This is a genomic window from Streptomyces sp. NPDC126497, assembly GCF_040302425.1.
Taxonomy (GTDB): Bacteria; Actinomycetota; Actinomycetes; order Streptomycetales; family Streptomycetaceae; genus Streptomyces.
Genome location: NZ_JBEORT010000004.1, coordinates 1 through 10,351 on the forward strand (window position 1 = coordinate 1; position 10,351 = coordinate 10,351).

9 protein-coding genes and 2 pseudogenes are annotated in these 10,351 nt (G+C 67.3%); 7 read left to right on the forward strand and 4 right to left on the reverse strand.

From position 1 onward, the window contains the following. Positions 1-125 precede the first annotated feature (125 nt). The gene (locus ABTY20_RS03495; RefSeq protein WP_351995354.1) at positions 126-1,418 is read right to left on the reverse strand and encodes an IS256 family transposase; all 1,293 of its coding nucleotides are present in this window, start codon (positions 1,416-1,418) and stop codon (positions 126-128) included. Between the two features lie 117 nt (positions 1,419-1,535). On the opposite strand from ABTY20_RS03495, the gene ABTY20_RS03500 reads away from it, so the two are divergent. The 5 genes from ABTY20_RS03500 (at position 1,536) to ABTY20_RS03520 (ending at position 5,264) form a co-directional block, all read left to right on the forward strand. Then, a complete protein-coding gene (locus ABTY20_RS03500; protein WP_351995517.1) occupies positions 1,536-2,387 on the forward strand; it encodes an IS5 family transposase in 852 nt (283 codons plus the stop codon). 84 nt (positions 2,388-2,471) lie between these two features. After that, positions 2,472-3,289 (forward strand): IS5 family transposase gene (locus ABTY20_RS03505; protein ID WP_502991733.1). Its coding sequence is split into 2 segments (ribosomal slippage): positions 2,472-2,823 and positions 2,823-3,289, totalling 819 coding nucleotides; the frame shifts between segments, so codons are not numbered across the junction. A gap of 114 nt (positions 3,290-3,403) precedes the next feature. After that, a complete protein-coding gene (locus ABTY20_RS03510) occupies positions 3,404-3,868 on the forward strand; it encodes a DUF2199 domain-containing protein (RefSeq protein WP_351995356.1) in 465 nt (154 codons plus the stop codon). Further along, positions 3,868-4,530 carry a hypothetical protein gene (locus ABTY20_RS03515; RefSeq protein ID WP_351995357.1) on the forward strand — a complete coding sequence of 221 codons (663 nt, stop codon included), beginning with the start codon at positions 3,868-3,870 and terminating at the stop codon, positions 4,528-4,530. The genes ABTY20_RS03510 and ABTY20_RS03515 overlap by 1 nt, the downstream gene beginning before the upstream one ends. Before the next feature lie 116 nt (positions 4,531-4,646). Beyond that, complete coding sequence (locus ABTY20_RS03520; protein ID WP_351995358.1) at positions 4,647-5,264, forward strand: DUF6000 family protein; 618 nt, start codon at positions 4,647-4,649, stop codon at positions 5,262-5,264. 54 nt (positions 5,265-5,318) lie between these two features. Here the strand turns inward: ABTY20_RS03520 and ABTY20_RS03525 are convergent, their stop codons facing one another. The 3 genes and pseudogenes from ABTY20_RS03525 to ABTY20_RS03535 all read right to left on the reverse strand — a co-directional run. Continuing rightward, entirely contained in the window at positions 5,319-5,909 is a 591-nt protein-coding gene (locus tag ABTY20_RS03525; RefSeq protein ID WP_351995359.1) for a hypothetical protein, read from the reverse strand. Positions 5,910-5,976: 67 nt separating this feature from the next. Further along, positions 5,977-6,693: pseudogene (locus ABTY20_RS03530) on the reverse strand (IS6 family transposase). Between the two features lie 447 nt (positions 6,694-7,140). Next, positions 7,141-7,320, reverse strand: a pseudogene (locus tag ABTY20_RS03535) (helix-turn-helix domain-containing protein); the annotation flags it as partial. A 346-nt stretch (positions 7,321-7,666) separates the two neighbouring features. Between ABTY20_RS03535 and ABTY20_RS03540 the strand changes: the two are divergent. Then, complete coding sequence (locus ABTY20_RS03540; protein ID WP_351995360.1) at positions 7,667-8,014, forward strand: CU044_2847 family protein; 348 nt, start codon at positions 7,667-7,669, stop codon at positions 8,012-8,014. 5 nt (positions 8,015-8,019) lie between these two features. After that, positions 8,020-10,351: serine protease (locus ABTY20_RS03545; RefSeq protein WP_351995361.1), on the forward strand; the 2,332-nt coding region annotated here is incomplete at its 3' end.

Here is a 10,351-nt window from a genome sequence, read left to right on the forward strand (position 1 = left end):
CCAGATGCACGGCCGAGCAGGCTTCACCCTGCTCCGCCACCGCATCCTCCTCGGATAGAGCCACCCTCTGTCACCACCGAATGTGAGACAGGGCCAAACGATCGGTGTAACTGGGGTAGTTGGGGTTACTGGCGGGCTGCTGAGAGCCGGCCGTCGAAGGTGATGTCGAAGGCGTTCAGCGCGGTCTTCCAGCGCATGGTCCAGCGGGCGTGGCCCTTGCCGGTGGGGTCGAGGGACATGATCGCCATGTAGACGCACTTCAGGGCGGCCTGCTCGTTGGGGAAGTGCCCGCGGGCCTTGACCGCCCGGCGGATGCGGGCGTTCACCGACTCGATCGCGTTGGTGGTGCAGACGATGCGGCGGATCTCGGTGTCGAACCGCAGGAACGGGGTGAACTCTTCCCAGGCGTTCTCCCACAGCTTCACGATCGCCGGATACTTCCGGCCCCAGGCGTCGGCGAACTCGGCGAACCGCTCCAGGGCTGCCTCCTCGGTCGGCGCCGTGTAGACGGGCTTGAGGAGCTTGGCGATCTTGTCCCAGTCCTGGCGGGCTGCATAGCGGAAGGAGTTCCGCAGCAGATGCACCACGCAGGTCTGCACGATGGTCCGGGGCCAGACGGTCTCCACCGCCTCGGGCAGGCCCTTGAGTCCGTCGCAGACCAGCATGAGGACGTCGCTGACGCCGCGGTTCTTGATCTCGGTGAGGATGTGCAGCCAGTGCTTGGCGCCCTCGCCGCCGTCGCCGGCCCACAACCCGAGGATCTCCCGCCGGCCCTCGGTGGTGACGGCCAGGGCCACATAGATGGGCCGGTTGGCGACCGCGCCGTCGCGGATCTTCACATGGATGGCGTCGATGAAGACCACTGGATAGACGGCATCGAGCGGCCGACTCTGCCACTCGGCCATGCCCTCCAGGACCTTGTCGGTGATGGTGGAGATGGTCTGCCGGGAGACCTCGGCGCCATAGACCTCGGCCAGGTGGGCCTGCACCTCGCCGGTGGTCAGGCCCTTCGCGGCCAGCGAGATGATCATCTCGTCGACGCCGGTCAGGCGCTTCTGCCGCTTCTTGACGATCTTCGGCTCAAAGGAGCCGTCCCGGTCGCGGGGCACGGCGATCTCCACCGGCCCGACGTCGGTCAGCACGGTCTTGGAGCGTGTGCCGTTGCGGGAGTTGCCGCCGTTCTTGCCCGCCGGATCATGCTTGTCATAACTGAGGTGGTCGGTGATCTCGCCCTCCAGAGTGGACTCCAGCAGCCGCTTGGTCAGCTGCTGGAGCAGCCCGCCCTCGCCGGTCAGCTGCAGGCCCTCGGCCTGCGCCCGGCTCACCAGCTCGTCGATCAGCCGGTCGTCCACGGCCTTCGCCGACACAGCCGCTGCCGTCTCGCCGACCTCGTCCTCGGCCACGTTCTCACTGGTCATCGATGCATCCTCTATGATCGGGAGTTACACCGAACGTCTTAGAGGGCATCTGATCTATGTAGTTGGTAGTTAGGGATGGTTTTGTGACTGGTGGCGTTGGCGGTCGTTGGGCAAGGTGTGAGTGATCGCCGTCCGTACCGCAGTGATGTGTCCGATGCCCGCTGGGCTCTGATCGAGCCGGTCTTCACGGCTTGGCGGGCGAGACGGACCGGCCCTGGTACGGCGGCCCGGGTGCACGACCTGCGGGAGATCGTCAACGCGATCCTCTACGTCAACCGCACCGGCATCCCGTGGGAGTACCTGCCCCATGACTTCCCGCCGTACAAGACCGTCTACGACTACTACGCGAAGTGGGAAGCAGACGGCACGACCCAGCAGGTCCACGACCTGTTACGCGACAAGACCCGCCAAGCCCACGGCCGCAGGGCCGAGCCGACCGCGGCCGTAATCGACGCCCAGAGCGTGAAGACCTCGGCAAACGTCGCCGAGACCAGCCAGGGCATCGACGCCGGCAAGAAGATCAAAGGGCGCAAACGGCACCTGATCACGGACACGCTCGGTCTCGTGCTGGCCGTCCTCATCACTGCCGCGAACGTACACGACACCACCGGCGGCAAGCTCCTACTCGACGACGTGGCCGCGAACCACCCCAGTGTGTCCAAGGTCTGGGCCGACGGTGGATACCAGAACAGCATCCTCAATCACGGTGCCCTGCTCGGCATCGACGTGGAGGTGGTGCAGCGGCCTCGAGCCAAGGGGTTCGAGCCGCTGCCGAAACGCTGGGTGATCGAGCGGACCTTCGGCTGGCTGATGCAGCACCGGCGCCTGGTCCGGGACTACGAAGCCCTGCCCCAGAGATCCCGGGCAATGATCCACTGGGCGATGGCTAACAAAATGGCCCGCGAACTGACGGGAGAATCCACGCCAACCTGGCGAATCGAAACGGACATGACCGCCACAACAGCCTGAACAGTGATCAGACGCTCTCTTACTGGCTCTAACAAAAGCGGTTTGATCATGTGACTGTCGGCTTGATCGTTCGTTGATGGGGGCATGGGGAAGCGTCAGTCGCGGCCGTGGATCGTGTCGGACGAACTGTGGTCGCTCATCGAGCCGTTGCTGCCCGAGCCGCCGCCGAAGCAGGTGGAGGGACGGCCGCGGGTGCCCGACCGGCAGGCCCTGTGCGGGATCCTGTTCGTGCTGCATACCGGGATCCAGTGGGAGTACCTGCCCCAGGAGCTCGGCTTCGGCTCGGGCATGACCTGCTGGCGCCGCCTGGCAGCCTGGAACGAGGCCGGCGTCTGGGACCAGCTCCACCAGCTGCTGCTGAACAAGCTCCGGTCGAAGAACCAGCTGGACTGGTCCCGGGCGGTGATCGACTCATCCCACGTCCGGGCCGCTCGCTGGGGCCCAAAAGCGGCCCCAGCCCGGTCGACCGCGCACGTCCGGGCAGCAAGCACCACGTCATCACCGCCGGCCAAGGGATCCCGCTCGCGGTGTCGCTGACCGGCGGGAACCGCAATGACGTCACCCAGTTGCTGCCGCTGTTGGACAAGATCCCGCCAGTGGCCGGAGTCGTGGGCCGGCCACGCAGGCGGCCCGACATGCTCTTCGCGGACCGCGGTTACGACCACGACAAGTACCGGCGGCTCCTGCGGCAGCGTGGGATCCGGCCGGTGATCGCCGAACGCGGCCAGCCGCACGGCACCGGCCTGGGCACCTTCCGCTGGGTCGTCGAGCGCACCATCTCCTGGCTGCACGGCTTCCGCCGCCTGCGGATCCGGTGGGAACGACGCGACGACATCCACGAGGCCTTCCTCGGACTCGCCGTCTGTCTGATCACCTACAGGCACGTCCAGAGGCTTTGTTAGGGCCAGTAAGCCCCCTTCGGGTCCGGCTGGAGTCCGTCGCTAGGCTCCGGGCCCATGACCAGTGATTTGGGGTTCACCTGCGCATGCTGCGGGGCCCACCACCCTGAGCTGCCGATGAACTACACGGCCGAGGCCCCCGCCGTGTGGGAGCCGGCCTTTGCCGACGCCGAGGACTGCTTGCTCTCTGCGGACCAGTGCGTGGTTCGCGGGCAGCACTACTTCGTGAAGGGCCTGATCGAGATACCGGTCATCGGCAGTACCGAGGTGTTCTCCTGGGGCGTCTGGGTCTCGCTCAGCCGAGAGAGCTTCTCCCGAGCCTCGGATCTGTGGGACAGGCCCGGCCGCGAGGCTGAGAAGCCATACTTCGGCTGGCTCACCACCGATCTTCCGGTATACCCGGCGACGACGCTCAACCTGAAGACGCGCGTCCATACCCGTCCGGTCGGTGAGCGCCCCTTCGTGGAGTTGGAGCCCACCGACCACCCTCTCGCCGTCGAGCAGCGCACAGGGATCAGCCCGGAGCGCGTGCGGGAGATTGCGTCGGCCGTGCTCCACGCCGGTGACGGCGAGCAGCGGTAATGGCTGACCAGCGCGTATCGTCCGTCCCGGTCGCGCCTGCCGGCCTGAGCCGCAGGGCCCAGCGGTTTATCGAGACGGAGGGCATACGTGTTCGCCGGCCGGACATCCGGCGACACCGTGACGCGTGGATCGAGCACGGGATCCCCGCTGCGGAGATCGAGCGGGCTGCTGCCTTCCAGGACCGCTGGGGCGGCCTCGCCTTGCCGCCGGCCCCTTTCTACGAGGGCGGTCCGCGCATCCTGGACGCCGACTGCCCCGAGGAGATGCCCGCAGAAGGCTGGTCGTTCCCGGCAGGGGGCTGCCGGGTTTCCATGGCCTACAGCTTCGCGATCGGCCCCGACGGTGCGTTCGGCATCGACGCCTACCAGTGGACGCCCCTGCATGCCAACACTGACGGATGGGTGGAATCCCTGGCGCTCGCCGCTCATGCCCGCCGCTGGGCCACGACTGTCACAAGGGTCAAGCGCAAGGCCGTCGACGCACTGGATCTCGGCGCATTCGAGCCGGTACCCGAAGTACAGGGTTTGACCGACTCTTGGTGGCGGGGCAAGGACTCCCTCATCGCCGTGTACCGGGGTGAGGCCGTAGGCCTTGACGCCCCGCAATGCCTCGAAGCGCACATCTACGGGGGCCTCGACGAGTGGGGCCTCTACGGCGGCTGACCTACGGCCTTGGGTCTGAGCGCATACCTCAGCACTGGTGCCAACTGCCGTACTCACTCACATCGGGGCAAGGGAGTACTGGCTCTGTTCCGAGGCGGCAAGGCAAGATCGCCAGTGTGATACGCCATCCTCACGACGATGCTGAGTTGCTGGCATTGGTTCGTCGTTACGTCACGCCCGAGCGACGCTACCTGAAGCTCGGCGGCGGCTTGCTGCGCATGCAAAGTCCTGAGCGCGACCGATTTATGCGAGACCTTCGTGAGGACGCGGGACTCATCACCGCAGATGAGGTCGCCAAGCTTCTTGAGGGCGGCTGGCGTGAGCGGAGAACTGCGGCTTGGCTCGTAGCTGTCTCCCGCCGGACCGAGTTCCGTGAGCACCTCGGGGCACTCCTGCTGGCCAGCGAGGTCTGCTGCGTTGGGCTGGCCTATTGCGTGGTCCTGGCCAGTTTCGGAACGGCGCGCGACGCTGATCTGCTCGCCGCCTACCTGGATCGCTACCTCTGCCGCCCTGACCTCGCGTACGACCAGACCGTCGTCATGGGTGCTCTCCAGTTCATCGACCTGAACATTGGAGGTGGCCAAGCCGACCGCTTCCGAGAACCGGAGGGCCTGTGGCAGCAGTGGCTCCAGGATGCACCTCACATGAAGGGCGACTCGGACCCCACCCCCTTCTTCTTGAGCCTCATTCGTCGGCTCTGCGCATTCGTCGACGAATGCGCAGAGGTGTTATGACCGCCCCCATCTCGTGATGGTCTCTCTGATCCATGGCCGTCGACCGGGGAGCCGTCAGATCTCCGTGCGGGACGCGATGTAGTCGAGCCAGTCGCGTCTGGCGTATCCGGTCCACCGTGTGGCGTTGCTGATGCTCGTGCCGGTGAGGTCGGCGAGGACGGATGCCGGCAGGTCGGAGGCCAGGGCAAGACGGGCGCTGTTGCGGCTGGCGAGGCCTTCGAAGCCGTGACGTCGTAGCAGTAGGCCGAGGTATTCGGACCGGATGGGTCGCGCGGGTTCCTGGCCGGGGAAGAGCCACGGTGTTGTGCTGGCTGTCTGGTTGATGATCCAGCGCTCCGCGCTTGCTTTCCGCTGCTCGAGCAGCAGTTGATCGGCTTTGGGCGGCAAACGCAGACTGTGTCCATCGATGCCGAGTTCCACGGCGTCGCCGCTGACGATCACGTCGTGGATGGTGAGGCCAAGGAGCCGTGTGTAGGGAAATCCGAAGAGCAGTACCAGGGCCCCGACGGTACGGACGATGCCGGGGAGAGCCTCTACCGAGAGGCAGTGGCGCAGTTGCTGAACCCGCTCTTCCTCTTTGATGAACGTCTTGGGTGCGGCGATGCGTGGGGGCGGCACGCTCAGATCTGAGGCGGGCGCTGTCACGTTGTTGGGTGCCTGGGTCTCTGATAGCGCGTCGGGGCGTGGCAGGGGCCGGTTTTCGGGCCGGTGCTCAGGCCGTGGTGGGCCGGCCGGCAGCGCCGGTGGCCTGGTCCCAGATGGCGAAGCGGACGGTCATCTCGGCTCGGTAGCCGGGGGCGGTCATCAGGTGGCGGCGGGGCCGGAAGTGCGGTGAGACGCCGCTGAACGCGGACAGGAACCGTTGCGCTCCGCCGACGGAGCGGAAGCCCTTCATCGCGCGTTCGCGTTGCCGCGTCGGCTGATGACTGTTCTCTGCCAGGTTGTTCAGGTATTTCGAGGTGCGGTGCTCTACTCCCGGCATGACCTGGCGGTGGGCCGCGCCGTAGGAGCGCAGCTTGTCAGTGACGATCACCCGTGGCACGTACTCCAGGCCCTTCAGGAGCCGGCGGAAGAACCGCACGGCGGCATGGGTGTCGCGCTTGGGCTGGACGAGGATGTCCAACACGTTCCCGTGTTAGTCGACGGCCCGCCACAGGTAGTGCCGCTCGCCGTTGATTTTGATGAAGACCTCGTCGAGATGCCACGTGTCCCCCGGCCGCAGTCGGCGACGCAGCTCATTCGCATAGATCTGGCCGAACTTCGCGCACCAGCGACGGACGGTCTCGTGGGAAACGATCACTCCGCGCTCGAGCATCAGCTCCTCGACTTCCCGGAACGACAGCGGGAAGCGGTGATACAGCCACACGCAGTGGGAAATGATCTCGACCGGGTATCGGTGCCCCTTGTACGACGGCGACGCAGCACCCACGAGCAAACCCCTTCTCGGAGCGATCAACCGGAAGATCACCCTACGGGAGCTCCCCAACGTGACAGTGCCGTTCAGGAGGCCCCGGCCTCATGTCCTCACCGCGGCAGGATCACCCGACCGGGAACCCGCGTTCGACCGCCACCGCTCAAGATCGAAAAGACAACAGCCTCTCAAGGCGAAGACGCTGTGCTCCGTGCGAGCCATATCGATGATCCCTCGACCGTAGTCGGCCTGTCCTGTCGTGGAAAATTCATCGCTGCGCAGCCGGAGCTTCATGCCGTGCGTCACTTGCCGTGCGGAGTGAGAACGTGGGTGCTGCACGAGTGAGTACTCAAGCCGGATAACACCAGCCTCCATCACGGATGTTCTCTTCGCATCTGGACCCCGTTGCGCTCCCTTTCCCCGAGCGCTGCCCGGTGCGCGGCACTCGGGACTCGGGAGCCGGGGTGACACGGACGGGCCGAGATGTCCGGTGACACAGCCCACGGCCGGCTCCGACACCCCGGACAGCGGAGCTGGCCGACGCGGGGTGAGGTTCGTGCGGCAGCACGCGGCGACCAGTAGGACCTGGTCCTCCAGCGGCAGGCTCCAGGGCAGGCCCTTACTGACCCGGTCCGCGCCCTCGCGTCACAGTGAGGTAATCGGCTTGCCGGAGTACGTGGCACTGGCATATCACTGCTGGTGGCGTGGTGTGGAGCAGCAGCATTTCGGGGGCGATCGTCTCGAGGCCCTGACGGAAAGCGGGCTCGGGACAGCGCAAGCCGATGACTGGGGGCCGTGGTCACACCCGTTCGAACTTTGAGGTGCTGCCGATTGGCCATTCGGGCGCCCTTGTGAAGGCTCCAACAGTAGAGGTCCTGGTCCTGTCCTACGTGTTCTCCCCCGTACGGATCGCCTCGGGGTGCGGCACATGACAGGTCTTGCAGATGCTGGTGGCGTCCGGAAGACGAGCGCATGAAGCGGAGGAGGCGTCATGGCACCTCTGGCCCGGATTCCGCTAGACGGTGGGGGTTTCCTTCTGGTCGAGCAGCCGACCGTGGGGGACGGGCCGGTGAAGGCTGGCCGCGTCGGCGATGCCGTGCGTGAGCTGCCGGAGACCCTGCAGGCGGCGCTGGAGCCGGTCACCGAGGCCGCGCGCGCTACCCTCGACCAGCTGCGCAAGGCCCGCCCGGATGCGGTCACCGTCGAGTTCGGTGTCGATCTCGCGCTGGAGGCCGGGGCCGTGATCACCAAGAGCCAGGCCGGCTGCCATCTGAAGGTGACCATGTCATGGCAGCACGACGTTGCTGATCCCCCGCCTGCGGGCAGGAGTGTGGGCTGATTGCGGTGGCCAGCGAGGCAAGCAAGCCCGGCGGCGGCATGGCAGCGGATCTGCCGGCTGCGGTGGCGCAGGTGCTCGGGCCTAACGGTGCGGTGGCCGGGGCGGGGTTCCTGGTGGCCGAGGCGGTCGTGGTCACCTGCGCGCACGTCGTTGCGGCAGCCGGATCCGGGCCCGGACAGAGGATCATGCTGGCCTTCCCTCACGTGGAGGGGGCGGACCAGGTGGAGGGGGATGTGCTGGATGAGCTGTGGCGCGGTGCCGAGGGCGAGGATGTGGCCTTCATCCGGCTGAGCAGCATGTCGGCGGGGATGCAGGTCATGCCGTTGGGGTCTGCGGAGGGGTGCCGTGGCCATCAGGTGCGCTCGTTCGGTTTTCCCGCCCAGGCGCCGCCGCAGGGGCACTTCGGATTCGGGGTGGCCGGTGAGATGCTACCGCGGCCGGACGGCCGGGGCGGGCACCTGCAGCTGACCGCCGCCAACGATCTGACCACGGGTTTCAGTGGGGGGCCGGTTCTGGATGAGGTGACCGGTCTGGTCATCGGGATGCTCACCGAGATCACCGCTCCGGACGCGTATGAGCGAGGTCAAGGCATCGCCTACGTCACGCCCACGCAGGTGCTGCGGGGAATCCGGCCGGAGCTGGCCGAGCGGGAGGTGTGTCCCTACCGGGGACTGGAGCCGTTCACCGCCGAACACGCCCGCTGGTTTCAGGGACGCACCGAGGCGGTGCGGCAGGTCGTGGCGAACCTCGCCCGGCAGCGGCGGCTGACGCTGCTGCTCGGACCGTCGGGGTCGGGCAAGTCCTCGCTGATCCAGGCAGGGGTGCTGCGCGCGCTGGCAGCGGGGGACGTGCCGGGCAGCGACCGGTGGCTGCCCCTCCTCGCCCGGCCCGGACAGGACATCCTCGCCGAGCTCGAGCGTGCCGGACTGCCCGGGGTGGGCGAGGAGGGCATCGAGGCGGCGGTGCGCCGCAGGCTCGCGGCCGAGCACGGCTGCGAGCGCATTCTGCTGGTCATCGACCAGTTCGAGGAGTTCTTCACCCGGCCGGGTAACGGCCGGCAGCGCCTGCAGTCGTCTGTTGCCGACCAGCTCGTCGCAGCGGCCGGCTCCCCCGCCCCGCTCAGTGTAGTCCTGGTGATGCGCGACGACTTCTACCCCCAACTCGCCGCGAAAGAGCCGGGGTTGCTGGAGGCCGCGATGTCCGGGCTGCTCAATGTGCCGGGCACGTTGAGCCGGCAGGACCTGAACGACATCATCACCCTGCCCGCTTCGGACGTGGGGCTGCGCTTCCAGCCGGGGCTGCCCGAGCAGATCATCGCCGACGTCCTGGCCACCACATCCGAGGCGGCGACCACCCGCCAGGCGCCCGTGACCGTGTTGCCCCTGCTGGAGATGACCCTCAGCCAGCTGTGGCTCAGGCGGCAGGACGGCTACCTCATCCACGAGGCATACCGCCGCATCGGAGGAGTCAGCGGAAGCGTGACCACCTGGTGCGACAGCGCACTGAACGAACTCACCCCGCAGCAGCGGATCATCGCGCAGCGGGCCCTGACCTCCCTGGTGCACCCCGCCGACCCCAGCCGCAACATCACAGCCGTGCGCACCCAGGTCCCCCTTAATGAACTGCGCGAACTGGCGGCCGACCCGGGCCAGACTCCTAATGGTGAGAGGACGGCGGTCGACGACGTCATCGCCGCCCTCACCCGCCATCGCATCATCACCACCCAGACCCCGCAGCATCCCAGGACCCGCCCCGGGGAGCCGGTGGCCGAGCTGATCCACGAAGCGCTCATCCGCGACTGGGGCGCACTGCGCCAGTGGGTCGACCAGGACCGCCGCTTCCAGGAGTGGCTCGACCACGCCCGTGAGCGGCAGGCCCGCTGGGCGGCGACCACCGATCCTGGAGACCTGCTCGGGGGAACCGCACTCGCGGAAGGCCTCGAGTGGTCACGGCGACGCAGCCTGCCGACCGAGGTCACGGCCTTCCTCACTGCCAGCAAGCAGCGCCAGCAAGCCGCCATCCGTCGCAGCAGACGCCTCAATGCGGTCCTTGCCGGCCTGCTCGTTCTCGCGCTCTTGGCCGCGGGAGGCGTGCTGTGGCAGTGGCGGACGGCAACCGACCAACGGCAGATAGCGCGCTCTCGGCAGCTCGCTACGCAGGCCGACACGCTCTTTCATACCGATCCTGAACTCGCCTCGCTACTGGCCATCCAGGCCTACCGCACCAGCCACACACCCGATTCCATCGAAACCCTGCGGACCGCGGCGGCCCTCCCCCTGCACCGGCGCCTGACTGGCCACACCGACGAGGTGAACTCGGTGGCCTTCAGCCCCGACG